Source organism: Salinibacterium sp. SWN248 (genome assembly GCF_015864575.1).
Taxonomy (GTDB): domain Bacteria; phylum Actinomycetota; class Actinomycetes; order Actinomycetales; family Microbacteriaceae; genus Rhodoglobus.
Window position 1 is genome coordinate 445,366 of the sequence record NZ_JADYWW010000001.1, and the last position, 25,336, is coordinate 470,701.

25 protein-coding genes are annotated in these 25,336 nt (G+C 62.5%); 9 read left to right on the forward strand and 16 right to left on the reverse strand.

All coding sequences use genetic code 11. The features are described from left to right. Positions 1-43 precede the first annotated feature (43 nt). A complete protein-coding gene (locus I6E73_RS02050) occupies positions 44-748 on the forward strand; it encodes a cache domain-containing protein (protein WP_197122726.1) in 705 nt (234 codons plus the stop codon). A gap of 124 nt (positions 749-872) precedes the next feature. Then, positions 873-1,466, forward strand: coding sequence for a GNAT family N-acetyltransferase (locus I6E73_RS02055; protein ID WP_231600512.1), 594 nt, complete (start codon positions 873-875; stop codon positions 1,464-1,466). Between the two features lie 72 nt (positions 1,467-1,538). Here the strand turns inward: I6E73_RS02055 and I6E73_RS02060 are convergent, their stop codons facing one another. Further along, complete coding sequence (locus I6E73_RS02060) at positions 1,539-2,120, reverse strand: NADPH-dependent FMN reductase (protein WP_197122730.1); 582 nt, start codon at positions 2,118-2,120, stop codon at positions 1,539-1,541. A 105-nt stretch (positions 2,121-2,225) separates the two neighbouring features. On the opposite strand from I6E73_RS02060, the gene I6E73_RS02065 reads away from it, so the two are divergent. Beyond that, positions 2,226-2,717 (forward strand): MarR family winged helix-turn-helix transcriptional regulator, encoded by a 492-nt coding sequence (locus I6E73_RS02065; RefSeq protein ID WP_197122732.1) that lies wholly within the window; start codon positions 2,226-2,228, stop codon positions 2,715-2,717. Positions 2,718-2,759: 42 nt separating this feature from the next. On the opposite strand, the gene I6E73_RS02070 is transcribed toward I6E73_RS02065, so the two are convergent. The 5 genes from I6E73_RS02070 to I6E73_RS02090 form a co-directional block, all read right to left on the reverse strand. Then, entirely contained in the window at positions 2,760-3,008 is a 249-nt protein-coding gene (locus tag I6E73_RS02070) for a hypothetical protein (protein ID WP_197122734.1), read from the reverse strand. Further along, positions 3,005-3,595: a GNAT family N-acetyltransferase gene (locus tag I6E73_RS02075; protein WP_231600513.1), complete on the reverse strand. Its 591-nt coding sequence runs from the start codon at positions 3,593-3,595 to the stop codon at positions 3,005-3,007. Before I6E73_RS02075 ends, I6E73_RS02070 begins: the two co-directional genes overlap by 4 nt. Positions 3,596-3,654: 59 nt before the next feature. Continuing rightward, positions 3,655-4,755 (reverse strand): CU044_5270 family protein, encoded by a 1,101-nt coding sequence (locus I6E73_RS02080; RefSeq protein WP_197122566.1) that lies wholly within the window; start codon positions 4,753-4,755, stop codon positions 3,655-3,657. Next, positions 4,721-5,302, reverse strand: a complete 582-nt coding sequence (locus I6E73_RS02085; RefSeq protein WP_307784197.1) for a sigma-70 family RNA polymerase sigma factor — start codon at positions 5,300-5,302, stop codon at positions 4,721-4,723. Before I6E73_RS02085 ends, I6E73_RS02080 begins: the two co-directional genes overlap by 35 nt. 205 nt (positions 5,303-5,507) lie before the next feature. After that, positions 5,508-5,801: a hypothetical protein gene (locus tag I6E73_RS02090; RefSeq protein ID WP_197122568.1), complete on the reverse strand. Its 294-nt coding sequence runs from the start codon at positions 5,799-5,801 to the stop codon at positions 5,508-5,510. A gap of 184 nt (positions 5,802-5,985) precedes the next feature. On the opposite strand from I6E73_RS02090, the gene I6E73_RS02095 reads away from it, so the two are divergent. Together I6E73_RS02095 and I6E73_RS02100 are read left to right on the forward strand one after the other, a co-directional pair. Further along, positions 5,986-6,798, forward strand: coding sequence for a shikimate 5-dehydrogenase (locus I6E73_RS02095; RefSeq protein WP_197122745.1), 813 nt, complete (start codon positions 5,986-5,988; stop codon positions 6,796-6,798). Positions 6,799-6,833: 35 nt separating this feature from the next. Next, complete coding sequence (locus I6E73_RS02100) at positions 6,834-7,670, forward strand: alpha/beta fold hydrolase (protein ID WP_197122747.1); 837 nt, start codon at positions 6,834-6,836, stop codon at positions 7,668-7,670. On the opposite strand, the gene I6E73_RS02105 is transcribed toward I6E73_RS02100, so the two are convergent. The 3 genes from I6E73_RS02105 to I6E73_RS02115 all read right to left on the reverse strand — a co-directional run bounded on the left by I6E73_RS02105 (position 7,667) and on the right by I6E73_RS02115 (position 9,738). Next, a complete protein-coding gene (locus I6E73_RS02105; RefSeq protein WP_197122749.1) occupies positions 7,667-8,215 on the reverse strand; it encodes a hypothetical protein in 549 nt (182 codons plus the stop codon). The genes I6E73_RS02100 and I6E73_RS02105 overlap by 4 nt on opposite strands. Positions 8,216-8,276: 61 nt before the next feature. After that, the gene (locus I6E73_RS02110) at positions 8,277-9,068 is read right to left on the reverse strand and encodes a CPBP family intramembrane glutamic endopeptidase (RefSeq protein ID WP_197122751.1); all 792 of its coding nucleotides are present in this window, start codon (positions 9,066-9,068) and stop codon (positions 8,277-8,279) included. A 52-nt stretch (positions 9,069-9,120) separates the two neighbouring features. Then, positions 9,121-9,738 carry a bifunctional 2-polyprenyl-6-hydroxyphenol methylase/3-demethylubiquinol 3-O-methyltransferase UbiG gene (locus tag I6E73_RS02115; protein ID WP_197122753.1) on the reverse strand — a complete coding sequence of 206 codons (618 nt, stop codon included), beginning with the start codon at positions 9,736-9,738 and terminating at the stop codon, positions 9,121-9,123. A 146-nt stretch (positions 9,739-9,884) separates the two neighbouring features. Here I6E73_RS02115 and I6E73_RS02120 point away from each other — a divergent pair, with 146 nt between their 5' ends. Next, complete coding sequence (locus I6E73_RS02120; RefSeq protein WP_197122755.1) at positions 9,885-10,148, forward strand: ribbon-helix-helix domain-containing protein; 264 nt, start codon at positions 9,885-9,887, stop codon at positions 10,146-10,148. Positions 10,149-10,364: 216 nt separating this feature from the next. After that, a complete protein-coding gene (locus I6E73_RS02125; RefSeq protein ID WP_197125032.1) occupies positions 10,365-10,727 on the forward strand; it encodes a DUF6176 family protein in 363 nt (120 codons plus the stop codon). A gap of 56 nt (positions 10,728-10,783) precedes the next feature. Here the strand turns inward: I6E73_RS02125 and I6E73_RS02130 are convergent, their stop codons facing one another. The 4 genes from I6E73_RS02130 to gabT form a co-directional block, all read right to left on the reverse strand. Beyond that, positions 10,784-11,476, reverse strand: a complete 693-nt coding sequence (locus I6E73_RS02130) for an Abi family protein (RefSeq protein ID WP_197122757.1) — start codon at positions 11,474-11,476, stop codon at positions 10,784-10,786. A 177-nt stretch (positions 11,477-11,653) separates the two neighbouring features. After that, on the reverse strand, positions 11,654-12,790 hold the full coding sequence (locus I6E73_RS02135) for a class I SAM-dependent methyltransferase (RefSeq protein WP_197122759.1): 1,137 nt from the start codon (positions 12,788-12,790) through the stop codon (positions 11,654-11,656). Positions 12,791-13,068: 278 nt separating this feature from the next. After that, positions 13,069-14,535 (reverse strand): NAD-dependent succinate-semialdehyde dehydrogenase, encoded by a 1,467-nt coding sequence (locus tag I6E73_RS02140; protein WP_197122761.1) that lies wholly within the window; start codon positions 14,533-14,535, stop codon positions 13,069-13,071. A 33-nt stretch (positions 14,536-14,568) separates the two neighbouring features. After that, the gene (gene gabT / locus I6E73_RS02145; protein ID WP_197122763.1) at positions 14,569-15,930 is read right to left on the reverse strand and encodes a 4-aminobutyrate--2-oxoglutarate transaminase; all 1,362 of its coding nucleotides are present in this window, start codon (positions 15,928-15,930) and stop codon (positions 14,569-14,571) included. Positions 15,931-16,090: 160 nt separating this feature from the next. Here gabT and I6E73_RS02150 point away from each other — a divergent pair, with 160 nt between their 5' ends. Together I6E73_RS02150 and I6E73_RS02155 are read left to right on the forward strand one after the other, a co-directional pair. Beyond that, positions 16,091-17,650 carry a PucR family transcriptional regulator gene (locus tag I6E73_RS02150; protein ID WP_197122765.1) on the forward strand — a complete coding sequence of 520 codons (1,560 nt, stop codon included), beginning with the start codon at positions 16,091-16,093 and terminating at the stop codon, positions 17,648-17,650. Between the two features lie 117 nt (positions 17,651-17,767). Next, the gene (locus I6E73_RS02155) at positions 17,768-19,132 is read left to right on the forward strand and encodes an NAD-dependent succinate-semialdehyde dehydrogenase (RefSeq protein WP_197122767.1); all 1,365 of its coding nucleotides are present in this window, start codon (positions 17,768-17,770) and stop codon (positions 19,130-19,132) included. 383 nt (positions 19,133-19,515) lie between these two features. On the opposite strand, the gene I6E73_RS02160 is transcribed toward I6E73_RS02155, so the two are convergent. The 3 genes from I6E73_RS02160 to I6E73_RS02170 form a co-directional block, all read right to left on the reverse strand. Beyond that, a complete protein-coding gene (locus tag I6E73_RS02160) occupies positions 19,516-20,226 on the reverse strand; it encodes a hypothetical protein (RefSeq protein WP_197122769.1) in 711 nt (236 codons plus the stop codon). A gap of 424 nt (positions 20,227-20,650) precedes the next feature. Next, positions 20,651-23,455, reverse strand: coding sequence for a hypothetical protein (locus tag I6E73_RS02165; protein WP_197122771.1), 2,805 nt, complete (start codon positions 23,453-23,455; stop codon positions 20,651-20,653). Continuing rightward, positions 23,452-25,311, reverse strand: coding sequence for an HSP90 family protein (locus I6E73_RS02170; protein WP_197122774.1), 1,860 nt, complete (start codon positions 25,309-25,311; stop codon positions 23,452-23,454). Before I6E73_RS02170 ends, I6E73_RS02165 begins: the two co-directional genes overlap by 4 nt. Between the last annotated feature and the right edge of the window lie 25 nt (positions 25,312-25,336).

Sequence of the window (25,336 nt, forward strand, 5' to 3'; positions counted from 1 at the left end):
GTAGGCGGCACCCGATGACCACGAGCGATAGCGCAACGCAACGATGACGACACCAACGAGCACGAGCACAGCAGCTCGCGCGGCGGCCATCGTCTCGCAGTATTTCAGCGCCCCGATCGCCAGCCTCGAAGCCACCGCACTTCTGCTCGGCACCGAGCTGGCGGCATCCGGAAATCTCGGCCCGCTTTCGTCTCAGCAGATTGACGCGCTAGTGGAGCCGCACGCTCTCGCGACGGTTGCGCTGCCCGATGTTCACATCTACGGTGCCGGGTTTATTGCGACCGTTGGGCTGCTGACGGATGAGCGTAACCACCTCTCGTGGTGGCAGGGCGATGACCCTAAACGCCTGCTTTTGGCCGCGCAATCGGTGAACAAGGAGCACATCGATTACAGCGAACTTGAGTGGTTCCGCGTGCCGATGGAGACCGGCCGCGGCCACGTTGCCGGGCCCTATGTCGACTACCTCTGCAGTGACGAATACACGATAACAATCGCCGCTCCCGTGCACATCGACGGCACATTCGTCGGCGTCGCTGGCCTCGATTTGCTCATCGATTCGGTCGAACGGCAACTGCTGCCGAAGCTCGCCGAACTCGGCGACAAAGTCACGCTCGTCAACAGCGTCGGTCGTGTCGTTATCTCGACGGATCCGCGGCACGCCACGGGTGATGCCGTGCGTGGTGGGGCCCTCGCTGAGCTCGAGCGCACGGAGTGCGAGGGTGTCGCGCTGGAGATCATCGCTGAATAATTCAGGCGTCCGTGAGAGAGCATCGCTCCGTATCTCGAACGTGTAATGCGAGCCGCCGTATGCTCTTCGTATGGCAACGACGGGTGTGCAGGCGAATTCGTTAGGATCCAACGCAGGGGTGCCAATGCGACTTGCGGCGCTGGAAGATTTACCGGGCGTCGTTGGCACTCTTGTGGAGGCGTTCGACAAGGACCCGGTGTGGGCTTGGGCGTTTCCCGATCCCCAGTTGCGTGCTGCCCAGCATGCGACTGTCTTTCGGATGACTGTCGCCCACGCCATTGCGAATAAGGCCGCCTGGCTCACCGCGGGTTGCGGAGCGGTCGTGACGGCGTTTGGCCCCGGCGTCAATGAAATGTCCGATTCGGATGCGGAACAGTTTCCGACCGTTCTTCGTGGTTTTCTCGGAGATCACGCCGACGCAGTCAACGGTCTCTTCGAACGCTTCGAGCATGCCCGCCCTGTCGATACTCCGCACCTCTACATTTCCATGCTCGGCGTTCAAGATGAGGCACGCGGAAACGGAATCGGGATGTCGCTGCTCGCTCGTGTCGTAGCGCAGGCAGATGCTCAAGGAGTTGGAACTTATTTAGAGTCAAGCAACGGTGCCAATGACCGACGCTATGAGGCAGCGGGATTCAGGATGCACGGCAGCGTTCCTGTAGCGCCGGGGTTGCCGGCGGTCAACACAATGTGGCGGGATCCGGCCCGAGGCAAATAGGGCATCCCCCCCCCGAACGCCGAAACGGCTCCCCGGGTATTGCGGGAAGCCGTTCGAGGGGTACGCGGGTACTTAGGCGGCGGCGGTGGCCAGCTGCTCGGCGCGCACAGTTGCCATACCGCGTGTCCACGCGGTGAGCTGGTCAACCATCGGTTCGAGGGTGCCGGCGTTCTGTTCGGTCGGGGCGAAGACGGTGAAGTTCTCGAAGTCGGTGAACAGCGAGAACATGACCGAGCGCTGCACGTGAGCTACTTGTAGCTCGGAGAGCACCCCGCGCAGGTGCTCGACGGCGCGAACGCCGCCCATGGAGCCGTAGGAGACGAAGCCAGCAGCCTTGTTCTTGAACTCAGCGTTGAGGAACGAGAGTGCGTTCACAAGAACGGGACCAGCGGTGTGGTTGTACTCATGAGCGACGAAGATGAAGCCGTCGAATTCGCTAATCTTGGCTGACCACGCTTTGGTGTGGTCGTTTTGGTAGTTCTGGTACGCGGCGGGGTAGGGCTCGTCGAGCATCGGGAGGTCGAAGTCGGCGATGTTGACGATTTCGAACTCGGCGTCGTCTCGGGTCGAAACCTGGGCGAGAACCCATTCGGCGACGGACTGGTTGACGCTGCCCGGGCGGCTAGCACCCGTGATGATCGCAATCTTGGTCATGCTGTATCCCCTTAGGACGAATTTTGTTGACGTGTCACTAAAGATGTTGTCATATCAACAATAAAGTGTCAAACTAAATCTTGCGAGCGATGAAAAGAGGCTGTGATGACGAACGCACAGGAAATGGATGACCGCGAGAACGCCGTGTGGCGTGGTTTCGTGAGCGCAACACAGCAGCTGGCGTCGTCTCTCGACAGGCAGTTGGTTCAGGATGCTCAGCTCTCCGGTCCGGAGCACGTGGTGCTCACGGCGCTTGCCGAGCACGCCCAGCAGTCCGACATTCTCATTCGCGCCCGTGATCTGGGCTTCTCTCTCGGGTGGGACCGCAGCCGTCTCTCACACCTGCTCAAGCGCATGGAGACTCGCGGCCTCCTGGAGCGCACGAGCTGCCCCTCGGATGCTCGCGGTCTCAACGTGCAGATCACCGCCGACGGTCTCGAAACGGTGCGGCAGGCATCATCCGGGTACCTAGAGTTTGTGCGCACGCACTTCTTCAACCTGCTGACCCGCGAGGAGCAGGATGCCCTGGCCTCGGTTAGCGCCAAGATCAAGTCCACCCTCGAGCCGCAGTGCGATTCGGCGGCTGCCGCCTCGTAGCGGCGGAGCCGCCGAACGCTCTGGAAGCGACGGGCAGCGCGGCTATTCGGGGATCTCGTCGAGCGGTTTCTGGCCAGAGCTGACGGCGAGCGCAATCAGCGCGACTGCTGAGATGACGAAGAGCGCGAACCCCGCAACGGTCGCACCGGCGACCCAGTCCGCAGCCCGGATCGGGTCAAGCCCTTGCTCTTCGCGAAGCCGATAGTTCACGCCTTCGATCACGGTGAGCACGACCGCGGTGATGAGTCCGAGGCCACCCACCACGGCAAACCAGACGATGGCGCGCTTCACTGAGTGACACCCTCACGAGGTGAAGCCGTCGCGCCATTCGGCTCCGGGTGTTGCACGGCCGACTCGAGTGTCTTCTCGAGAACCTCGAACTGCAGGTCGCCCCGCTGGGGGATCCCGAACCGCTCTTCGCCGTAGGGAAAAGGCTTCGTGATGCCGGTGCGCACATACCCGCGGCGTTCATAGAAGGCGATGAGTTCCTCGCGCACATCGATCACCGTCATTTGCATCACGCTGATTCCCCACTCGCGAGCGGCGAATGCTTCGGCCTCCGCGAGCACCAGCTTGCCAACCCCGCCGCCTTGCTGATTCGGGTCGACGGAGAACATCCCGAAGTACCCTTTTCCGTGGTCGTCGGCAACGTGCGCGCAGGCCACGAGCTGGTCGTCACGCTCGGCGAGCAGGATGCTCGACCGCGGCCGAGCGAGGTCGGCTTCCAGAGCTGCGACGTCGAGGCGTGCGCCCTCAATCAGATCAGCTTCGCTCGTCCAACCGGCCCGGCTCTCTTCGCCGCGGTACGCCGCAGTAACCAGAGTTAGTAGCGCCGGGATGTCGTCGCGGGTCGCCGTGCGAAAGTTCAGGGTGCTCATTCCAGCATCCTAAGTGCGAACGTGGTCGCCGAGCTCGCGGCCACGATCGCGGCGAAGAGTCAGTCAGTGCGCGGCCTGTTGGGGTCACTGCACTGACCGCTGCCGAGGCCGTTCACCGGCTCGCCCCCGTTTCCGCACAGTGATCCGCCCGGTGGCGCCTCATCGACCACAGTTGTCGTGATCGCTGTCCACCCGATAATTTCGCCGGCGAACACCGGGACCAACTTGCTGTCGACAAGCTGGACAATGCGCTCGCCAATGAGGAGCCCCGAATCGGGGTCGATGATGATTTCATAAAGAAATCCGTCTTCTTCTTCGCGGCCGAAGGCTACTCCGGTTCGACCGTTGAGCGTAGCTGCCTCATCGGTGATTTCAACCCCAGGAATCCCCGCCAAGGCCCCATAGAGCGCGGCACGGAGCTCCGCCGGAACCACGCCGGTGCGCAGCGTCGTGGAGATGAAGTCGAACGCTTGACCATCGGCGCTCACGCCATGGCCTGCGGTGATCCGATAGATATAGTTGAGCAGTCGCTGGGGGTCGCGTGGCAATTCATCCAGTCTCCAGCCGCGTGGTTTCGAGTTATCGAAACCGCCGAACGGAGCCCGACTGATTTGCTCTTCCTCGAAGCCTGCCCGGGCAGACTCCTGCGCTTCCTCTTCAAAACCCTCACCGAAGACCTTGATTGCTGCACGCGGCTCGGTTACGAAAACCCACTCGTCTGAATGGTCAGCAGGAACATACATTTGCAAGTTTTGGCTCTCCAAATATGCAAAGTTCTCCCAGTCGGCATTCTGGACCTGGCCCATGAATGCCGCCTCGGTGTCGACCTTCAGATACTGGCCCGGGCCCACCACCGGATCGGAGTTCTCGATCGCGGCAGCAGCGGCGTTGCCCAAGGCAGAGGCGGCAGCAGCATCCGCTCCACCTTGCCAGCCAGCGAGCCCTAAAACGTCAGTGAAAACCAAGGTCGCGACGAGGGCGCCAGCGGCGAGAGCGCTGGTGCCACTGAACAAAGCGATGCGCTTCTTAGAGTTCGGTCTGGCGATTGCCGGTTGTTGCCCGATGTGTTCGACCAGACCTCGTCGACCGCGGCTCAGAGCCTCGGCAGACGGATCCGCGACGTCCTTACCGAACGATCGGAGCAGTTGAAGTTCGTCCACGATCCACCTCCTGTGCCGGCGCGACGCCAGCAGATTGGCGCAGCACTCGCCGCGCGCGATTGAGACGTGACCGAACAGTCCCGACGGGAATGTTCAAGGCGAGTGCGACGCCCTCATAGTCGAGGTCGCCCCACGCATACAGCAGCAGTGCATCCCGGTCGCGAGCAGGCAGTTTGCGAATTGCTCCCGCCAGAGCCCGAATCGAGAGGTCGGCGTCGAGTCGATCATCGTGATTCTCGACGACCGTCGCCGGAGGCCCCGAGGCCACGACCGCACGCAAGAACCGCGCTTCAGAACCCCGCTGTTTGCGGATCAGCACTGTCGCGATTCCGAGCAACCACGGCAGAGCACTCTCGAAGGCACTATCGAAGCGGTTGCGCCGCTCAAAAGCGACCAAAAAAGTCTCGGCCATGATGTCATCCGCGGTGTCGACGCCCGCTCGCCGTGCCGCATACCGATAGACGGATGTCGCGTGGCGGTCGTACATCTCGGCGAAGACCGCAGGGTTATCCCACGACCTCCGGATGATCTCGTTATCGCTAGTCACACTAGGTATTGCCCGATTGCTTGAATTAAGTTCACGATTGGTGTCTCACGCGAGCGTAGCGCAGCCAGCTTTTTGCGGAACGTGCCCTGCTGATGCCATAGAAGTATCAGTTATGCGCTCTCGCTGATACTTCTATGGCATTAGTGCGACCTCTCGTGACGCACAGCTTGACAAGAAGTGAGTGACGCTTAGTGGCATAGTGCGCTCAGGCACTGTCATTGACGAGAATGACAATTTTGCCGTTGGCGAGATCGGGCAGTGCGTTGTTGTCGTCGCTGTCGGGGGCGGGCGCCGGGATCGATTGTTCCGCCTCCCACAGGAGATGTGCGGAGTACGCCGTGGGATGGAAAACTTCGTCGAATGGGGCGATGAATCCGCCCGACATCTGCTTTCGGGGATTCGTTTCGCGGTCACGAGCTATCTCCCATTTCCGCCACAGTGGCCACAGAAAAGGCAGGACGACAACTGCGATACCGATGATTGCTAGCGCGATCCCCATGCCTTCACGATAGTGCGGTAGTCCGCAGTTTGCGCTGATGGTGAGAAAAAATCTGGGATTGGACTGAAGCTGTCGGGTATGGGCGCGTCGAGTTTTCGCAGTCGCCGCTGGCCACCTACATCCGTCACCGTCGCCGCCGTGCTGAGCGCGGGTTACTCGTTTGATCTGCCGCGATAATGGGTCAATGCCGATCCTCAACAAAGACATGACGTTGTGTATCTCGCTCGCCGCACGACCCTCGAACCTCGGCACGCGATTTCACAACTACCTCTATGAAGAGCTCGGTCTGAACTTCATCTACAAAGCGTTCACGACGAGCAACATTGAGGATGCCATCGCCGGAGTCCGCGGCCTGGGCATCCGGGGCTGTTCCGTTTCGATGCCGTTCAAAGAGGCCGTGCTTGAGCTTGTGGATGTTGTCGAGCACTCGGCCGCAGCGATCGAGTCGGTGAACACGATCGTGAACAATGACGGCGTGCTTACGGCATCCAATACCGACTATGAGGCCGCGGCCGACCTAATCGCACGCCACCAGCTTGACCCGACGTTGTCGGTGCTGGTTCGCGGATCGGGCGGCATGGCCAAAGCGGTCGTCGCGGCCTTCCACGGTGCCGGCTTTGCTGACGTGACCGTGCTCGCCCGCAACGTCGAGGCGGGCGAAGCGATCGCGACGAAGTATGGCTACCGCGCCGTGAGCATCGACCCGCAGCCGGGCCACGCGGTGATCGTCAACGTGACCCCGCTCGGGATGGCGGGAGACACCGCCGACGAACTCGCGTTCACGCCTGACCACATTCGCGCCGCGCAGACGGTGTTCGATGTGGTGGCGTTCCCGGCCGAGACCCCGCTGATCCGGGCCGCTCGGGATGCCGGAAAACTCGTCATCACGGGTGCCGAAGTCATCGCACTCCAGGCTGCGGCGCAGTTCGTTCGCTACACCGGTGTCACGCTGACGCCCGAGCAGATCGCGCGCGCTTCGGCGTTCTCGCGAGAGTAACCCTCTTCTTCGGCGGCGCCGTGTAGCGTCAAGTAATGCCAACCTACGAAGGTTCCGACGGGGCGACGCTTCACTACGAAATCGTGGGCAGCGGCACAGAGCCGATCATTGTCCTCGCCGGAGGTGCTGCGCGCCACCCGACTTACCTTGGCGATCTTGCCGGGCTCGGCGAGAGGCGCACGCTGATCGTTCCCCACCTCAGGGGCGTGGGTCGATCGCCGATGCCAGTTGTCGAAGAGCATGGCTCCATGTGGGCTCAAGCTGCCGACATAGAACGGCTGCGTATCCATCTAGGGCTCGAGCGCGTGGTTCTGGTGGCGCATTCAGCTGGGACGCGGTTGGCCATTGCGTACGCTGCTCAATTCGCTGAACCCCTCGCCCGGATGGTGCTGATAACTCCTCCGGCGACGTACTTAGTGGACGAAGCATCCGATACCGACGTACTTACCCAAAGACGACGGGGAGACTCGGTTTTCGAGTCAGCTTTTGCCGCATTATCTGCAGGCCCAGCAGTAATGGACGAGGCCGGTTACAACGCGTGGCAGCAGCAAACAGCGCCCGCGGGGTATGCGAAGTGGGGTGCGAAGGAAAAGGCTCACGCCCTCGTCGGCGGCTGGAGCCTCGCGGCGACTCAGGCGTATTTCAGTGCTGCCCCTCCGGATGACCTTGCTTCGCGGCTAGGGCACATCGCGGCGCCCGTGCTCGTAGTCGCCGGCGCCGAGGACTGCCTCACCGGTCTCAATCCGGTGATCGCGCTCGCAACACTCTTTCCTGCGGGGAGCACGGCGGTGATTGAGAAAAGCGGCCATTATCCGTGGGTGGAGCAGCCGGTGGCTTTCAGGCAAGCGGTCGAGGCGTTTCTGGACGCCTAGTCGCCTCGACGTTTGCCTAGGTTCGCCGCCTTGAACAGGATCGGTACAAAGACAGCAAACACTCCCGCTCCAATCCAGCCGCTAATCGGCGCGATCGCAGGGGCAAAGAAGAGGGCAACAGTCCCAACGAGAACGAGCGCGCCCGCAAGTGCCGCGAACAACTTCATCCCGTACAGCGAGATAAAGGTGAGGTAGTGGGCGCCGACGATGATCAGAGAGGCTGGGAAGAACAGCTCGGGGGCGTAAGCGCCTAGGGCAATCGCGACGAGAAGCCCCAGTGGGATTGTGAAAGCGGACTGCATCGCGAGCCCAATCGAGGGATGACCCTTCGGAAGCGCGCTCTCGCCTGGCATGAGTTTGAGGATGATGGCGGAGAGCGGAAAAATCAGCATGCCTCCGAAAAAGAGGGTGACCATCGCAGCCCCCGGTGACACAAGGAAGTAGACCGCGTTTGCGGAGGCCCACAGGATCGCCGAGACGAGTGGACCGCTGTAGCCGCCGCGGTAGATTCGGCGCACATCTGCTTGTGCCTGAGTTATCGTCATGCTCTATTGAAGCAGGTAATCTCGTCGTTCTCCCGGCGGGTGGCTGCTGTTTGCCCATAACTCACGCCGGGATGACTCCTGACAGTTGCAAAGCGGGAAAAATGACGGCGGGGGAGCTCGTCATCAGGTTCACCACAAAGTGTGAAATCGCGATCGGCATGAGCCGTTTCTGTTTCTGAGCGATCAGCGAGGAGCCGATGCCCCACACGGTGAAGGCCACAACGTAGACGATCATGGCGTCGACGGTCGGCGCGAAGAACGCGTGCTGCAACCCGAACGCTACGGAGCAGGCGGCGATCGCGATCGACCGTGGCCAGATTCCGCTGAGCCGAGAGAGCGCGTAGCCGCGATACACGGCCTCCTCGGCGGGGGCGTTGAGCGGGGCGAAGGTGATCACGGCGACGATCCCGAGCACGAGAGCCCAAAGCGGTGACGTGACGGATGCGGCATCCGGGTTAACAAAGACGGTTTCGAAGGCGGTGAACGTGTTCGTCCCGTGCAGGATCCACATCGTGCCGATAATCGTTGCGACGAAGGGGATGTAGAGCACGGCAATCCAAAGCAGAGCCCACCCGATGTCGGCGACGAGCCCGACTCCGCGCCGAGGCGCGAACAGGCCGCGGAGTGTTTGGCCGTCCACGCGCAGCAGGCGGATCACGAGCCACAACGAGATCAGGTTGACCGGCAGCAGCGAGAGTGAGAGCAGCATCGGTGAGGGCGGAAACGCGGCACTCGGATCGAAGCCGCGGGCGAGCATCCAGACCAGCACTGTTGCGAAGCCGACGAGTGCCAGCCTTGCGCCGAGTAGCCCGAGGGCCTTCTTGGCGAAAGGTGAGGGAGCGTCGGCATTCATGCGTCGACTTTAGCGATGGAGGTCGCTTCGATCGGTCGGAGGTCAGCCTCGCCTATGGCAGTATCCTCATTCGGCGGTGCGAGACGATTATCGCTTGAGGCCGCTCGCCCGGCGGACGCCTGACCTGCAAAGTATCGAGCTCGAAGCCTGCCGCGTGTAGCTCGTCGCTAAGTTCGTCCACCGGCCAGCGGTATGCCGGAACTACAGCGTGCGCGAACTGCTCAACGATGGGGCCCTCGAAGAATCCGATGAGCAGTGTGCCGCCGGGGCGAAGTGCGCGGCGAAATTCCTGAAGCGGGAGCTGGATCTCGGCGGGCTCGTGGTGGATCACAGAGAACCAAGCGAGCACTGCATCGAGCGACTCGTCCGGCACTTCGAGGGCGTTGAGCGATCCGGTTGCGAAGTCGATGCGGGGATAGGTGCGCTGAGCGCGTTCGATGAACTCGGGCACCAAGTCGATACCGCGGGCCGAGAGCCCCAGCTCGACGAGAAAGCTCGTCCATTGGCCTGGGCCGCAACCGGCGTCAATGACGTTGCCGCGGGGCGCGATGCTGCGAGCCCATGTCTCGACAAATTCGCGATCTTCGGGATGCACGGCATCCATCGATCCGAACCTCGTGACGTATTCCTGCGCCCGCAGCGAATACGCATCGCCAACTTCATTGCTCACGGCCTTCAGCTTAAGCGGTGGGGCGCGCTTGGCTTAGGGGGGATAAAGCGACCCAGCGGGATTGCGTCGCTAAGTCACGGAGGTAGTTTCGTGCCACATCTCTTGTTTCGCGTTACGTTGTTCGATTTTCGTATTACGGTAACTGGATGAGGGCGGGTGAGTCGGTAAACGGAGTTCCTATTACTGAGGAGCAGATCGCTGTATGGGCGGCTATAGCGGAGGCTGGATATGGCGTCGCCAATTTTAAGGAGCGGGGACGGGGTCGCCCCGGGCGAGGTGCTGAGCCTTCACAGGTCGTCGCGTTAAGGCTCACATCTGACGAACTCGCAGCGATTGACGCCCGCGCCGCACTCAACCACAAGTCTCGATCGGAGACTATCCGCGACGCGCTCGCTGTGTACCTTGCGTAAAGGGCCACTGTTCGGGTGCGAACTAATCATCCAGACCATTAAAGCTCAGCCGCAGATGCTGGATTCGCTGCCCTAGCGCCTGTTTTCCATGGGCTCAAACGACGGCATAATGCTGCCATGACCAACTCCGATCAGGCGCCGCCGTCGACTTCCTCCTTCAGGCCCCACTCGAGAGATTTCGAGGGCTTTGAGATGCCATCATCGGTTCCGCCCGGTATGCGCCTCGAGCTAAGCCGTGCTCCTCTGAAACCTGGGCAAGAGCCGATTTTTGAGGAATGGATGAACGAGCTCAACGATCGCTATGACGAGCACGAAGCCGCGGTATCGGCTGAGCGTCAGATCTTTGAAGCAACCTTTAAAAGCACCGAAGCGGATGGCCAAGTGTGGATCTACCACCTCAGTCTCATGGGCATGGAGGGCGAGCCCCTCGATGAGCAGCTCCCGATGGGCGCGGATCACGCAGCGTATGGCCGACGCGCAAAAGAGCCCGGTTGGGAAGAGCTCGAGCCCAAATTCATGCTCACGCCGAACAACCTGCGCGAACTGATGGAGAAGTGGGCAGCGACGGGAACCGCGTAGTCGTAAACCCGCCCACAAGCTAACGCGGCGAGGATGAGGGAGCCTGGTTCACGCTGCTATTTGGCTGTTTTCGTGAAACTAGGTTTCTGTGCCAGAACCTCAATGACGCGCGATCGATCATCGATCCATGATGCGAAATCCACGTCGAGGTATCCCGCGACGGTAAGGAGGTCGTCATAACGGGCGGCGAGGTCACTCGACCAAATCCGATGATGGTGACCAATCCGGTTTCGGAAGTCACGGAGGCGAGCTACCGGTTCTTGCACGGTTTTCTGGCCTCGATTGGGGCTGTTCGGGAACGCCCCAGCAAGGTCGGGCCATAGAAACACTTGGCCTTTCGAAACCATCTGGTGCCAAAACCCAAACGAAATTTCGGAAATGATTTGCCCGGGGCTCACGGGCATACCGTTCCGCCTGACGCGCTCTATCGCGATCGCAACATCTTTGTATGGCTGCTTGTGCTGGCGTGGCCCAAAGCGGTCGCGGCCGAGCTCCTTGGCGTCATCAAATATCCAGTGCCCGGCCCGGCCTTTGCTTTCATGGATAGTCGTCAATTCAAGGTCAATGGCGTTTCGTAGACCGACTTCGAGAAAGCTCAGAGATTCCCAGAATGCAGCAGAAACGGCGGCGTTCCACTCGTAGAGTCGTACTGCCGCGACTAGATCACCTCCACACGCATCGAGGTAATGCTGCAATCGCGCCGTCGCAAAGTGCTGTTCATAGAACGACCACTGCTGAGAGTTGACCACTGACCCGCTTGCCTTTAGTGTTGTATTCAACACCCCGGATCCGTCCCTGTAGTCCTCGTAAGAGGACCGGTCACACGGCCGGGGTTCTGCTGTTAACGATCCTGCCACTCCAGTGCTCTTCGCCGCCGGAGTATCCACATCGCTTCTGAGCGGCAAGCCTCCACTGCGATTGAGCAGCTATTCCCGCACAGACACCGTTACCGTGAACTTGCTATTGCGGCCGGCCTGGCGGGTGGGGCCGACGGTGCGGTTCAGGTAGTCGCGGTATCCGAGGTGGGTGTTGAAGACGACCCACAGTTCGCCGCCGGGTTTGAGCACGCGGCGGGCGTCAGCCAGCATCCGCAACGCAACGCCCGCATGCACGGTGGCGCCGGTGTGGAAGGGCGGATTGCACACAATCAGATCAGCACTGGCCGTCGGCCGTTCTGTGAGGGCGTCTTCGCGCGCGGCCTCAACGCGGGCTCCGACTCCGTTCGCGTCGGCCGTTTCGCGGGTCGATGCCACAGCGGCGATGGACTGGTCAACGGCAACCACGTGCAGGTCGGGGCGGGCGAGAGCAAGCGAAACGGCGAGCACTCCGGTGCCGCTGCCGAGGTCGACGGCGGTGGCGGCATCCGGCTTCATCTCGGGCAGGAACGTCATGAGAAAACGGGTGCCGATGTCGAGGGTAGCCCCGGCGAAAGCGCCACCGTGGGCGCTGACCGTGAGCTCATCGACGGGAAGCTCGGGTTCGCGCAGCACCGACGTCGTCGGGTAGCGAGCCTCGGTGACGTCGCGTCGCGGGCCCACCGAAGTGAGCGTGCGCGACTTCTGGCGGGCACGACCGGCGTTCACATCATCGAAGGAACGCGCCAGCACCTCATTCATCGCCAAGGTCATGTGCTTGATGCGGCCGCCCGAAACTACGACCACGTCGGGCGACGCGAAGCGGGCAATGGCCTGAGCCCACTCATCCAACTCGGCCAAGCTGCGCGGCAATTGCATTAACACCAGCCGTGCGCCCTCGAGCAACTCGGCGCCCAAAGCGTGCGAGCTGTAGTGCGGGGCGAGGTCGCCGGCGTTCTCGGCCAGAGCAAGCTCCGACACCAGAGAATCTTGAAACACGCGGATGCCGCGGCAGTCGTGCAAGGTCGCAGCCCCGAGGGTGAGCGCCCCATAGTTGTCGCCCATCACCACCAGCTCGCCCGGCTGGGTGTCGGCCAACTGCGAAGCAGCCTCATCGAGGATGAGGCGATCGCTGGCATCCACCGCAAAAAGGTTAGGGGCTTCCACGTCGGGCCAACGTCGCAGAGTGGCGAACAGGTGCTCAGACATGGGGACTCTTTCGGTGGCGCGGCACCGCAGACAACGTGTGCGGCGGAGCCTCAAGCGTAACCGAGCGCCCTGAACCAGCCCGGCGTACAGAACTGAGCCACCCCGGCGCACCGCAGGCCGAACGCGTCAACCCGGCCGGTTAACCCAGAAAGCGAGCAGCCCCGGCACTAGGTGGGGCCACTCGCTCACGGAAATCTAGTTGTAGCCGCGGGTGATGTGGGGCTCGTCAATGCACAGAGGGCATTCCTCTAGATGCGCCGACGGGATGCAATCGCACATTAGCTATTGGGAACGAGCGTGTACTTAGTAGAGAGGTACTCGTGGATGCCTTCCGAGCCGCCTTCGCGACCGATGCCGGACTGCTTGACTCCACCGAAGGGTGCTGCCGCGTTGGAGAGCACGCCCACGTTGAGGCCCATCATGCCGGTGTCGAGGGCATCGATCATCCGGTTTCCCCGAGCAAGGCTCTCGGTGAACACATAGGAGACGAGACCATACTCGGTGTCGTTCGCGAGGCGCACGCCTTCGGCTTCGTCGGTGAACTCTACGATCGAGACAACCGGTCCGAAGATTTCTTCGCGCAGAATCTCGCTGTCGGCGGGAACGTGGGAAACGATCGTGGGCTCATAGAAGCTTCCATCGCCTTCGACGCGCTTGCCGCCGGCCACGAGAGTCGCGCCGCGCTTCACGGCATCCTGAACCAACTCGTCGGCCTTGTCGACGGCCTTGTCGTTGATGAGCGGGCCAATGTTGACGCCGTCTTCGGTGCCGCGACCGATCTTCATGTCAGCGACGCGAGCGGCAACCTTCTCGGCGAACTCGGCGGCAACCGAGCTGTGCACGATGAAGCGGTTGGCGGCGGTGCAGGCCTGGCCGATGTTGCGGAACTTGGCCGCAATCGCGCCGTCGACCGCCTTGTCGAGGTCAGCGTCGTCGAAGACAACGAACGGGGCGTTGCCGCCGAGTTCCATCGAGGTGCGCAGAACGTTTTCGGAAGCCTGCTTAATGAGCGCCTTGCCGACGGGAGTGGAGCCGGTGAACGAGAGTTTGCGCAGGCGCGAGTCCGCGATGATCGGCTCGGACACGGCGGACGAGCTCGAGGTGGTGACGACGTTGAGCACGCCAGCGGGCAGCCCAGCCTCTTCGAAGAGCTTCGCCAAGAACAACGTGCTGAGCGGAGTGAGCGCGGCGGGCTTCACGACAACCGTGCAGCCGGCGGCGAGAGCGGGCGCAATCTTGCGGGTCGCCATCGCGAGCGGAAAGTTCCACGGCGTAATAAGGAAGCACGGGCCAACCGGGCGCTGCGACACGATCATGCGACCGGTGCCCTCAGGGGTGTTGCCGAAACGACCCGAGATGCGCACGGCCTCTTCGCTGAACCAGCGCAAGAACTCGCCACCGTAGGTGACTTCACCGTTGGCCTCGGCAAGCGGCTTGCCCATCTCGAGCGTCATCAGCAGCGCAATGTCACTGCGGTGCTTTTGCACGAGGTCGAAAGTGCGGCGCAGAATCTCGCCACGCTCGCGAGCGGGAGTCGCGGCCCAGGCATCCTGCGCAGCAACGGCCGCGTCGAGCGCCCGCATGCCGTCGTCAGCCGAGGCATCCGAAATGGTGCGGATGACCTTGCCGGTAGCGGGGTCGGTCACGTCGAGAGTTTTGCTGCCCGTGGCGGCAACCCACTCACCGCCGATGAAGAGCTGGTTCGGCACGGCTTCGAGAAGCTGGGATTCGGTGGAGTTCGTCATGCGGTGAGCACCTTTCGTGGTGGAAGTCGAAAACTAGGCGTTGGCGAGAGCGTCGCGCACGACGTCGAGGCCGTCAGCAATGAGCTCGTCAGAGATCGACAGCGGCGGGAGGAAGCGGATGACGTTGCCATAGGTTCCGCAGGTCAGCACGACAACACCGGCGGCGTGCGCTGCAGCCGCAACCTTCGACGTAAGGGCGGCGTCGGGCTCTTTCGTGGTGGGGTCAACGAGTTCCATGGCGATCATCGCGCCACGGCCACGAACATCTCCGATGCGGGGGTCGCCGGCGCGGAGGCCGTTGAGGCGACCACGGAAGGCGGTTCCGATTTCGCGGGCACGCTCGATGGCGCCCGACTCTTCGAAGGTGCGGATGGTGGCGAGCGCTGCGGCACAGGCGATCGGGTTTCCGCCGTACGTTCCGCCGAGGCCGCCGACGTGGGCGGCATCCATGACATCGGCACGGCCGGTGACAGCCGAAAGCGGGAGGCCGCCGGCGATGCCCTTGGCGGTGACCATGATGTCGGGAACGAGGTTCTCGTGGTTGGAGGCGAAGAGGTCTCCAGTGCGAGCGAAGCCGGTCTGCACTTCGTCAGCGATGAAGATCACCTTGTTGGCGGTGGCCCACTCGCTGAGCGCGGGGAGGAATCCGGGGGCGGGCTCGATGAAGCCACCTTCGCCCTGGATGGGCTCGATGATGATCGCGGCGAGGTTGCTGGCGCCGATCTGCTTCTCGATCTGCAGGATGGCGCGGGCTGCGGCATCCTCACCGCTGATTCCGCCATCGCGGAACGGGTACGACATTGGCGCACGGTACAGCTCGGGGGCGAAGGGGCCGAAGCCGCTCTTGTAGGGCATCGACTTGGCGGTGAGGCCCATCGTGAGGTTGGTGCGACCGTGGTACGCGTGGTCAAAAGCAACAACGGCCTGCTTGCCGGTGAAGTAGCGGGCGATCTTGATGGCGTTCTCGACAGCTTCGGAGCCCGAGTTGAACAGCGCGGTGCGCTTCTCGTGAGTGCCGGGGGTGATTTCGTTGAGCTTCTCGGCGACCTCGATGTAGCTTTCGTAGCCGTTGATCATGAAGCACGTGTGGGTGAACTGGGCGACCTGCGCGGTGACAGCTTCGACAACGGCGGGTGCCGCGTTGCCCACGCCGGTCACGGCGATGCCGGAACCGAAGTCGATGAGGGTGTTGCCATCAACGTCGAGAAGCACGCCGCCACCGGCAGCTTCAACGAAGACGGGGAGAGTGATGCCGATCGCGGAAGGAACTGCCTGCTTCTTGCGCTCGAGCAGTGCCTGCGAGCGGGGACCGGGAATCGCTGTGACGAGGTTGCGCTTCTGCGGAAGCGAGGGGCCGCCGACCGGGGCCGTGGGAGCGAGGGAAGAAGTAGACATGGCCACCGGTATCCAATCTGAGTAGACGATGTTCGTTCGTGCAGGCGAGCTGCGGCGTGCAAACGTTTGGTTCAACCTAGTTCGCGGATGCCCGGCACAACAGACACAGAGTGGCACTCTTTGCAGCAATAACTGACAGAATGGCAGCAGGAGGATTGCCATGCCCACACCCCTCGCCGACGTGATCGCGACTGAGCGTCTCGCGCTGCGCCCGCTCACCGCCGCTGACACCTTCGAGCGCACCGTCACGTGGGTGCACAACTCCGACCTCGACGATCCAACGCCCTTCGTCACCGAAGGCCAATTGCTGCTCACGACCGGGCGCCAATTCGTCGACAACGCCGCCCCGGATGCCGTGCCCGACTTCGATTCCTACGTCGCCAGGCTCACCAGCGCTGGCGTCGCGGCGATCGGTTTCGGCACCGAAGTGATCACCCACGGAGTGCCCGCCGGTCTTGTCGCCGCGTGCTCCGCCGCCGGGCTCCCGCTCTTCGAAGTGCCGTATCGCATCCCGTTCATCGCCATCAGCCGCCTCGTCGCCGACAACGAAGCCGAGCAAGCGCGCGCCGGTTTCGACCGCGCCCTCGCCGCCCAAAACGACATCGCCAGCGCCGCCGTCGGCAAAGGCCGCCTGCCTGCTGCGGCTGCCCGCGCCGCCGAGCACCTCGACTGTGGCGTCTGGATCTTCGACGCCGACGGCGAGCTCGTCGGCGACAGCTCCGAACCTCCGCGCGGCGGGAAAGCCGGCCGTGCATCCGCCAGCCGACCTGCGGATGCCACCCGCGCCATCCGCAGTTCGGTCACGACCTTGCTGGGTCGGGCTCGTCGCGCGCGCGTCGTTGAGCAGTTGCTGGGTGAGCACCGCGTGGTGCAAACGCTGGGCCCGAGCGGACGCTTGTGCGGGGCCATCGCGTGGTCGCGCGACACCGAATTTGGGGCACTCGACAATTCGGTGATGACGGTGTTGGCCGCGCTCGCCGAGGTGTCGCTCGAGCAGACCGAGAATTTGCGGGTGGGCCATCGGGCGATTTTGGAGCAGCTGTTTCAGCTGTTGAAGGATGGCCGGGTCGACAGCGTGCGGCGTGCGGTTCGGGTGGCGGGCATCGATTTGCCGGCGGAACGTTTCGCGGTCGCGGCGCTCGAGTTGAGCCAAACCACGGCGAGCGTTCGCGATGTGCTCGAGCGTCGGGCCGCTCGCGCCGAGAGCACGTTTTTTGCGGTGGCCGATGGCCGGCACTTGCTGGTGCTGATCGATGACAGCCAGTTGCGTGCCGAGAAACGATTCTTTGCCGCCAACGAACTCACGGTCGGGCTCTCGGCGGTGCTCGGGTGGAGCGAGCTGAATGTCGCGATCACCCAGGCGGTGCGCTCGCTTGAGGCAGCGCCGGCCGGAACAATCACCGAATTCGACAGCCTCGTAGGCGAGAGCTTTTTCGGCCTGCTCGCCTCCAGCTCGGTGGCCGATATCGCTCACGCTCGCCTCGCCAGCGTGATCGAATCGGCCGACGGCCTCGCGCTGCTACGGGCTGCGCAAGTGTGGCTGCGGCACAACGGTCAGTGGGATCCCGCGGCACGCGAGTTGGGCATCCATCGGCACGGTGTGAAGTCGCGGATGCAGCGGCTCGCCGACCTCACCAATCTGAGTCTCGACACCTTCCAGGGCCGTGCCGAGTTGTGGGCGATGTTGGCGGCGATCGACCTCGGCGAAACCGGCTCGTAGCCGCATCGAGAATCGGCTCGCAAAAACCCTAACTTCCAATTTTCAGGATTTCGCCTGTAGCCTACGAACAAATCTCGGCGGCGTCGCCGGTCATTTTCGAGCAGCGAGGAGCCTCTCATGAAGACCTTTCAAGTGATCAATCCCTACACCGGCGAAGAGGGCACTGCCCACCCCGCTGTCAGCGACGAAGTGATCGAGCAGATCGTCGCCGCAGCCCACTCTGAGTACAACGGCGGAATGAACCGTGATCAGGTAAAAGAGCGTGCAGCGATCGTCACGCGTATCGCCGATCTTCTCACCGAACGCTCGGCTGCATTCGGCGAAATTATCGTGCGCGAAATGGGCAAGCCTTTGGCCCAAGCGGTGGGTGAAGTTGAGTTCTCTGCCGACATTTTCCGCTACTTCGCCGACAACGCTGAAGCGTTCCTCGCCGACGAACAAATTCCTGCCGGATCGGGCACTGCGTGGATTCGCAAGAGCCCCATCGGTCCAGTTCTGGGCATCATGCCCTGGAACTTTCCGATCTACCAGATCGCCCGTTTTGCCGGCCCGAGCATCGTTCTCGGCAACCCTGTTTTGGTGAAGCCAGCCCAGCAGTGCCCCGAATCATCGGCGGCACTTGAAGCCCTCATTCACGAGGCCGGTTTGCCGATCGGCGGCTACCAAAATGTGCTCGCCGACAACGACCAAATCGCCGCGATGATCGACGACCCGCGCATTCAAGGAGTCTCCCTCACGGGCTCCGAGCGTGCCGGTGCAATCGTCGGTGCTGCGGCCGGAACCAACCTCAAGAAGAGCGTGCTCGAACTGGGCGGCTCTGACCCGTTCATCCTCATGTCGACTGACGACATGGATGCCACAGTCGAGGCTGCAGTTGCGGCTCGCGTCGACAACAACGGCCAGGCTTGCAACGGCGCCAAGCGCTTCGTCATCATCGATTCGCTCTACGAAGAATTCGCCGAGAAGTTCAGCGCCGCGATGGGTGCCATCACGGTCGGTGACCCCATGGATGAAAGCACTGAGCTCGGCCCACTGTGCTCGGTAGCCGCCGCCGAAAACCTCGAAGACCAGGTCGCAGAAGCAGTCGCTGCCGGCGCCACCCTGCGCGTCGGAACTGGCAAGCGCGACGGCACCAAGTTTGCGCCAGCCGTGCTCGAAAACATCAGCCCCGAGAACCCTGCGTACATCACCGAGTTCTTCGGGCCGGTCGCTCAACTGCACCGCGTAGCCAGCGAAGAAGAGGCCATCGTGCTCGCCAACGCGACGCCGTTCGGTCTCGGATCGTACGTCTTCACGACGGATGCCGACCAAGCCGACCGCATCGCTGACGGCATCGACGCCGGCATGGTTTACATCAACGAGGTCGGCGCGGATGCTCCCGAGCTGCCTTTCGGTGGAGTCAAGAACTCCGGCACCGGTCGCGAACTTGGTTCGCACGGCATCGACGAGTTCATGAACCGCAAGCTGGTCAAGCGCCCGTAAGCGCCGCGTAAAAAGGCCCCGGCCGCACTGCACTGAGCAGTCGCGACCGGGGCCTTTGCGTGCGAGCTTTATCAGGGCGTCCCTGCTGAATACGCTATGCGCTCTCCGCAATCGATCGGGCGGGGCAGTAACTTCCTGACACTCAATCCGCCCTAATTGAGCGGGAAAAGAGCGACGCTTAGAACCGCCATGAGGATAAGAGCGAGGGCCCCGACTGCGGCCATCACTCCCACCCACAAAGGAGCTTTCGCTTGATCCTTTTCTCGTCGTGCTCGAAGGAAAATGCCCAATATTGCTATTAGGGCTATGAAAAATGTGGCTGCGAAGCCGAGCAGTACCTGAGTTGACATGTCACCCGCCGTGAGAATGTTGCAGTTGAGAGCTTAGAAACAGACCCGTTTTGAGGTCCAAGTTACTTGGTCCACCCGCCACAGGAAATACTGGGACTCTACGCCAAGGCCTATGCCGAGTGCGGCGACAACCGCTCCGCCTGGAAGCCCTACAACCGTCCCAGAGACGAATAGGCCGGCGATTGCGTAGAACGCGCCGAACCCGATTCCCATCCACGCGATTGTTTGGAGCTGCCATTTGTATACGACCATGCACTTTCGCGCAACGGTGTGGATGCTGAGGCTGCTAACGGATTGCTCTTGCAATGTTTGAATCTTGTCACGAAGCCCGGAGATGCCTTCGGTCTCAATTATCGTGTCAATCTGGCTCTTGATTGCTTCGTATGCAGTGACTGCCTTTGCGTAGTCCTCCGGTGATGAATTTGCTGCGTACTCTAGTTGCGCTTCAGCAACCCTGTGCTCACCCTCGGCGAGCATGGATTCGATCTCGGCGTCGGAGAGGCTCGCCAATTCGCTATCACTAAGAATCTCAGCAGCTTGGGCAGGCGGCGAATCGATTTCATGGCTAATGGATTCAGCCGAAGTAACGCTCGTTGCAACATCAGCAGGTGCTGCTGCGGAGTTGCTCGACTGTGCAGCAATGCCAATTCCTGCGATGAGAGTAAGCGCCAGCAGTCCGGCTGCTAGCACCGCCCAAGAACGTTTAGCGATATCGATATATGTTGCTTTTTGAAGAGCATTCATTCCATCATCTCCAACTTCGTTGTATGCGAGATTGCAATTTATGATCGAGACTCACTTTTGGAGATTTTTGTCCACAACGGCGAAATGCGCTCCGCAGAGGCGGGCTTAGCTGAGGGCTCTCCGGGAGCAGAAACGTAGTCGCCGCCCGAATAGTAGCTCGGCGCGCGTACAGCCCGCTTCGGATGACGCAAGACGAGATCGACAAACGAGATACGGCTGCGTGTTTCTCCGCGAGGGAACGCGTGCCCGTAGCTCGTCTTTTTATTTCCCAGCGCGTCGTAGCACTCGGCCAGTTCGCGGTTCGCCCCGCAGCGCAAAGCGCACGTTCCGTTTTTCGCGGGGCAGAACGATGATTCCTGCGGCAGCGCAGTGTCTCCCATGGAGCGATTGCGCGCCGCGGTGGCCGGGATAGAGAGGGAAGCGGTTAGCTAGCACCCTCCGCAATTGCCCGGGCGGCAGCAGCATCCGAAGTTCGCCCCAGCTTGTCGAGACTTTCGGCCAGGTCAAACGCCGTGATCTGACGTAGGCGCTCGTGGTTGGCAGCTTGCTCCATCACTGACTGCAGCACCGCCACAGCTTCGTCGTGACGGCCCTCGCCGGCCAAGACGTTGGCAACGAAGCGTTCGCAGTTCGCACCCGCAACGGGATCGCCCGCCGCGCGGTATTCGTCGGCTGCTGTGAGTGCCAGTGCCACCGACTCCTTCGGCTTTCCGAGGCTCGCGAGCGCGCGTGCCTTCGAGTCGGTCACGTCGGCATGCAACCAATCGGCGTTGTGTTCGGCGGCCAACGCCAGCACCTCATCCAGTGCCTCAAGGCCGGCGGCGTTGCCCGCTTCGGCGTGAGCGCGCCCCGACTGGTGCAGCACGCGCACAAGCAGGTTGAGGTCATCGGGCGTAGCGCGAGCATGCGTCACAGCATTCTCGAGCAACGTTGCGGCAGTCTCGTGATCGCCGTGTTGCGCGTGCACACTCGCGCTGTCAGCGAGCGTCCGTGCTGCACTCTGGGTGTCGCCGGACTCGAGGTACAGCTCCGTTGCGGTCTCCCAGGTGCCAACAGCAGAACCCGGTTCGCCAGAGTCAGCGAAACCGTGCCCGAGCCAGAACAGAGTCTCGCCGCGGCTGCCAGGCGCGGTCTGCGCAGCAGTCTCTTCTTCGAACAGCGAGAGCAAAAGCTCGATGGCTTCTGCCGACTCTCCGCCGCGCACGAGCGCTCGGCCGAGGGCGTAGCGCGCCCCTACGGTCTCGATCTCGAGGCGTTCGGCATAGCGGATTCCGAGACGGAAGCGACCAGCGGCATCCGTGAACTGTTCGGCTTCGTCATAGAGGCGTCCGGCCAGAATGGTGGTGTCGTGCAGCGGGCCAGCAGCATCGATCGCATTGGCGCATTCGGCCGCCGCATCCGCGCTAGCGGCACCGGCAGCGAACTGGCCGCCACTGCCCAAAATGCGGGCACGAAGCGCGTGAGCGTGGGCCAAAACACCACGGTTGGATGTCGCCCCCAGCAGATCATCAAGGTGCGCGAGTGCGCGATCAGTGTCGCCAGCGGTGGCCGCCAGGTCGGAAAGATACCGCAGCGCGTGGGCGCGCAGCAGGGGCATCTCGCCAGCCTCGGCGTGCACGAGCGCACTCGCCGCAAGCTTCGTCACAGCCTCGAGATCGGGCTCCTCGCCGCGCAGCAGCACGCTCAGTAGTGACAGTTCGATGTCGGCGATTTGCGCGGGAGCCAACTCCTCCGAGACGCCAACAGCGACGCTCAGTTTGTCGAAATCGTCTTGCTCGGCGCGACCAAACAGTGAGAGGCCGAGCAGCTCTTCGAGCGACGCTTGCGCCTCGTTGCCGTGCTCACGGAGAGCCGGGATGCGTTCGGCGAGAGCAGCCTCGGCTGCAGCGAGATCGCCGGTAGCCACCAGCCCAGCAACCAACGTGCTCAGGGCAGCAGTGCGCTCCGTGCCCGTTGCCAAATCCGCAGCCTTACGCGCGGCGGGCAACGCGGTGGGCAGCCAACCGATTGCGGTCAGCTCTTCTGCTCGCAGCAGCCAGCCGGCGGCATCCGTCGGTTCGGCGTCGGCGGGAGTGGGGGCGGCAAGAGTTTCACTCGTGAGGCTGAGGGGATAGTTCTCGTTGGCGAGATTCTTAGCCTTCTGGATGCGCGTGGCGCGGTAGTTGTTGTCGGCGCGTTCGTCGAACTGGTCGCCGATCCGGCGCGCGGCAGCCCACGTGGCGGTGGCAAGTTCTTCGGCGGTCCAGGTGCCGTCGTGCTCTCCGAAGAGTGCCGTGAGGTCGTTGCTTTCGGCGCCGCGAACAACTTGCTCGCCGAAGGCGGCCGCGGTCACGGCGTCGAGCAGCACGCCGGCCGCAACCAAGCCGGAGAACTGGCCGTCGGCGTTGAGCTGGTCGTGCACAAACCACGAGAGGTGGCGTTCGAGCATGGCGAGGCCACGGGCTTCATTGCCGGTGACGGCGCAGAAGATGAAGTGATTGGCGATGATGCTGAGGTTGTCGGCGTTGTCGCGGGCGAGGTTGTAGCTGCGAAAGTGGGCGGCGCGAGCATCATCGAGGCGGCCGGCGCGCAGGTAGGGGAGTAGGGCGCGCGAAAGGGCGGCTTCTGGCTCGTCGCCGCAGCTGTAGCCACCTTCGATGAGTTCGTCGAAGAGCACGATGGCTTCGGCGTCGCGCCCTGTTTCTGTGAGGAAGCCGCTGGCATCGCTGCGTACGCAGGCGTCACAGTGGCTGTAGTCGTCGCGGGGCGTCACGGCGAGTTGGGCGCGCAATTCTTCGGCGCGGTCGAGCTGGCCAAGACGCCAGGCCGTGGCGAACTGAGAGGTCAGCACGCCGCTCTGGCCGATTCCGGCGTCGCGGTAGTGGCTTTCCATGTCGGCGAGGGCGCCGGAGATGTCGTCGGTGCCGAAGATGGGTGAGCTCGCGAGGGTCGTGGCGATCCACTTGAACTGCCACATGAGCCCGGCACCGCCCTCGACCACGTCGTCGGGAAAGCGCACGGGGTCAGCGTCGTGCTTGGCGAGGCACCACGCGAATGAGGAGAGCAGAGCTTCGGTGTCGCCAAGCTGATTGGCGGATGCCGTCAGCCGAATGCGCGCACGGTACTCCAACTCTTCGTCCCCCAGTTCGACCGCGAGCGCAATCGCCTCATCGACGCGAGCTCGTTCCTCGGGGCCGAAGGCCATCGTGTCGATCTCGCTGAACAGTTCGGTGATGCGGGCGACGCTCATAGGGAAGAACTTTCTGGGAGGGAATCACCGAGTGCGACACTCATGGCGATCAGATCTGACATGGAATTGGTCATCATGGCGCGGTCGCGCACGCTGAGGGGGCGTTGGCTGGTGAGAAGGGCTTGAACGTAGAGCAGTTCGATGGTGCGGGAGAAGACGGCGTCATCACTCAGGGTGGAGAGGGTGACGACGACGGGGTTGTTCCAGTTGAGGCACAGGCGGGCGAGAGATTTACTGGTGCCGTCGCTAGCGAGGCGTTCCTCGGCGAACGCATCCATTTTGCCGAGCACGTCTTTCCACAACCCGGGGCGACTGATTTCGCGGGCCGCCCGACGGTCGATGGAACGCAAGACTTCGGGGTCGGCGAGGTAGAGGCCCGTGACGTCGGTGGCGGGAACGCCGCGCACAATCACAGCGCAGCCGGCATCCGCGAGTACAGCGCTGGCACGGTCTTCGAGCTTCACCACAAGGCTGCGCGCATCAAGCGGTGGCACCTCGAGAAAGTCGAGTTCGTCGAGCACGCTCACGCGGTCGACGGTGAGGCCGTCGACGAGGGTGGGGAGTAGGCGGGCGATCTCGGTGTCGTAGATGTAGCCACCGTTGATCACAGGACGGTCGGGGCTCGCGATGCTCGCGATCTGCCGAAATTCGTCCACCGTTTCGGCATAACGCAACTGCGTGTGATCCCGAGTGAGGCTCTCGATCGTCATGCGCCCGAGCGTGGTTTCGACGCTCAGCCACGGAGTGATGAACTTCGCTAGTTCTTCGTCGTGGATCACGAGGGACTTGAGGGCGAGTGAATGAATTTGCACAAAGTCGTTGAGCTGGGCCGGATGCCGGGCCGCCATTTCCAGCACCCACTGCCGCAGCACCGTGCCGATTGCCGCCCGCGTGTGCTCGAGGATGTCGTCGTCCACGAGCGATTCGCGGCTCGCCGTCGGGGTGAGCGAGGTGCTGTTCAGCACGACGCGCACGAAGAACGCCCAGTCGGGCAGCAGTGCATCCACGTTTTCGCTCAGCAGCATCCGGCCAAGGTAAACGCGGTTTGCTTGACGAGCTCCTGGCGGTGGCGAGTGGGGCAACACATAGGCAACACCCGTGGTGCTGGTGCCGGGCACACTCAACGGAATGGCGGCGAAGGGCTCAACGCCGAGCAACTCGCGACCGTAGATCAGCAGCTCGGATGCCGTGGCCGTGTGCGCATCAAGGAACGGAGCATCGTGCGTGACGGTTTCAACACCGCCGCCCGGCAGGTCAACGCGAACTGCCACCGGCAGAAACTCGGCGAAGGTCGACGCGAGCGAGAGCACCGTCGAGGTGCCGAGCAAGTCGTGCTGATCAAAGCGAGGCTTGAGCGAGACGGTGGTGCCGATGGGGAGGTCGCCCTCCAACTCGCGCACGCTGAACGTGCCGTCGCTATTGCCGATCCACTCCACTGGGGCTGAGCCGCGAGCGGAGCGGGACTGAATCACAATCTGGTCGGCCACCATGAAGCAGCTCAATAATCCGATGCCAAACTGCCCGAGGTAGTCGCTGCGGGGAAGGTCGAAGATGTCGCGTTTCGAGGAGCGCCCGACGGTCGAGAGCAGCTCGGTCATTTCATCGGCGGTGAGCCCGATGCCGTCATCCTGAAACCGGAATGTGTCGTTGTGCTCGCTGAGGGGAGTGATGCGGATGCCGCGGCTCGCGTCGTCACCGTCGAGCTCAACCCGGGCGGCGAGAGCGTCGCGCCCGTTCTGCAGGAGTTCGCGCAAATACACTCGCGGACTCGAGTAGATGTGCTTGCTCAGGAGGTCAACGACTCCCGTGAGGTTCACTTGAAAGGAGTGGAGATCGTCTCGGGAATCGGCGTTCACCCCAAAAGTCTCTCATCTGTTGACC

What these genes read in the sequence shown, in the direction of transcription:
- I6E73_RS02050 (WP_197122726.1), top strand. Translation starts at nt 44, where the DNA reads ATGACGACACCAACGAGCACGAGCACAGCAGCTCGCGCGGCGGCCATC.
- I6E73_RS02055 (WP_231600512.1), top strand. Translation starts at nt 873, where the DNA reads ATGCGACTTGCGGCGCTGGAAGATTTACCGGGCGTCGTTGGCACTCTT.
- I6E73_RS02060 (WP_197122730.1), bottom strand. Translation starts at nt 2,120, where the DNA reads ATGACCAAGATTGCGATCATCACGGGTGCTAGCCGCCCGGGCAGCGTC.
- I6E73_RS02065 (WP_197122732.1), top strand. Translation starts at nt 2,226, where the DNA reads ATGACGAACGCACAGGAAATGGATGACCGCGAGAACGCCGTGTGGCGT.
- I6E73_RS02075 (WP_231600513.1), bottom strand. Translation starts at nt 3,595, where the DNA reads ATGAGCACCCTGAACTTTCGCACGGCGACCCGCGACGACATCCCGGCG.
- I6E73_RS02090 (WP_197122568.1), bottom strand. Translation starts at nt 5,801, where the DNA reads ATGGGGATCGCGCTAGCAATCATCGGTATCGCAGTTGTCGTCCTGCCT.
- I6E73_RS02095 (WP_197122745.1), top strand. Translation starts at nt 5,986, where the DNA reads ATGCCGATCCTCAACAAAGACATGACGTTGTGTATCTCGCTCGCCGCA.
- I6E73_RS02100 (WP_197122747.1), top strand. Translation starts at nt 6,834, where the DNA reads ATGCCAACCTACGAAGGTTCCGACGGGGCGACGCTTCACTACGAAATC.
- I6E73_RS02105 (WP_197122749.1), bottom strand. Translation starts at nt 8,215, where the DNA reads ATGACGATAACTCAGGCACAAGCAGATGTGCGCCGAATCTACCGCGGC.
- I6E73_RS02110 (WP_197122751.1), bottom strand. Translation starts at nt 9,068, where the DNA reads ATGAATGCCGACGCTCCCTCACCTTTCGCCAAGAAGGCCCTCGGGCTA.
- I6E73_RS02120 (WP_197122755.1), top strand. Translation starts at nt 9,885, where the DNA reads ATGAGGGCGGGTGAGTCGGTAAACGGAGTTCCTATTACTGAGGAGCAG.
- I6E73_RS02125 (WP_197125032.1), top strand. Translation starts at nt 10,365, where the DNA reads ATGCGCCTCGAGCTAAGCCGTGCTCCTCTGAAACCTGGGCAAGAGCCG.
- I6E73_RS02135 (WP_197122759.1), bottom strand. Translation starts at nt 12,790, where the DNA reads ATGTCTGAGCACCTGTTCGCCACTCTGCGACGTTGGCCCGACGTGGAA.
- I6E73_RS02140 (WP_197122761.1), bottom strand. Translation starts at nt 14,535, where the DNA reads ATGACGAACTCCACCGAATCCCAGCTTCTCGAAGCCGTGCCGAACCAG.
- gabT (WP_197122763.1), bottom strand. Translation starts at nt 15,930, where the DNA reads ATGTCTACTTCTTCCCTCGCTCCCACGGCCCCGGTCGGCGGCCCCTCG.
- I6E73_RS02150 (WP_197122765.1), top strand. Translation starts at nt 16,091, where the DNA reads ATGCCCACACCCCTCGCCGACGTGATCGCGACTGAGCGTCTCGCGCTG.
- I6E73_RS02155 (WP_197122767.1), top strand. Translation starts at nt 17,768, where the DNA reads ATGAAGACCTTTCAAGTGATCAATCCCTACACCGGCGAAGAGGGCACT.
- I6E73_RS02160 (WP_197122769.1), bottom strand. Translation starts at nt 20,226, where the DNA reads ATGAATGCTCTTCAAAAAGCAACATATATCGATATCGCTAAACGTTCT.
- I6E73_RS02165 (WP_197122771.1), bottom strand. Translation starts at nt 23,455, where the DNA reads ATGAGCGTCGCCCGCATCACCGAACTGTTCAGCGAGATCGACACGATG.